The organism is Leucobacter faecis (assembly GCF_054456695.2).
Genome location: NZ_JBTJER020000028.1, coordinates 1 through 847, shown reverse-complemented (window position 1 = coordinate 847; position 847 = coordinate 1). Strand labels below are relative to the sequence as shown.

1 rRNA gene is annotated in these 847 nt (G+C 54.8%); it reads right to left on the bottom strand.

Annotation, left to right across the window (positions count from 1 at the left end):
• Window positions 1-97: 97 nt before the first annotated feature.
• Window positions 98-847 (bottom strand): 23S ribosomal RNA (locus ACXR2W_RS14115); the annotation flags it as partial.

The window sequence follows — 847 nt, the reverse complement described above, 5'->3', positions numbered from 1 at the left end:
TGGGTGTGGCCGTCCGTTGGGAACCACAAAGTAGACGCGAACATCGTTACACACACATTCATGCTTATGCATCCCCACCCACCAAAACGGGGGGGGTGAAGTCAAATCATCGGCTTATTAGTACCAGTCAGCTCCACACATTACTATGCTTCCACATCTGGCCTATCAACCCAGTAATCTACTGGGAGCCTCACACACCATACGGTGTACGGAGATCTCATCTCGAGGCCGGCTTCCCGCTTAGATGCTTTCAGCGGTTATCCATCCCGAACGTAGCCAACCAGCCATGCCCTTGGCAGAACAACTGGCACACCAGAGGTCCGTCCAACCCGGTCCTCTCGTACTAGGGTCAGATCCTCTCAAATCTCCAACGCGCGCAGAGGATAGGGACCGAACTGTCTCACGACGTTCTAAACCCAGCTCGCGTACCGCTTTAATGGGCGAACAGCCCAACCCTTGGGACCAACTCCAGCCCCAGGATGCGACGAGCCGACATCGAGGTGCCAAACCATGCCGTCGATATGGACTCTTGGGCAAGATCAGCCTGTTATCCCCGAGGTACCTTTTATCCGTTGAGCGACAGCGCTTCCACAAGCCACTGCCGGATCACTAGTCCCGACTTTCGTCCCTGCTCGACCTGTCAGTCTCACAGTCAAGCTCCCTTGTGCACTTACACTCGCCACCTGATTGCCAACCAGGTTGAGGGAACCTTTGGGCGCCTCCGTTACATTTTAGGAGGCAACCGCCCCAGTTAAACTACCCACCAGGCACTGTCCCAGAACCCGATCAGGGTCCGTAGTTAGATATCCAATATGACCAGAGTGGTATTTCAACAACGACTCCACCA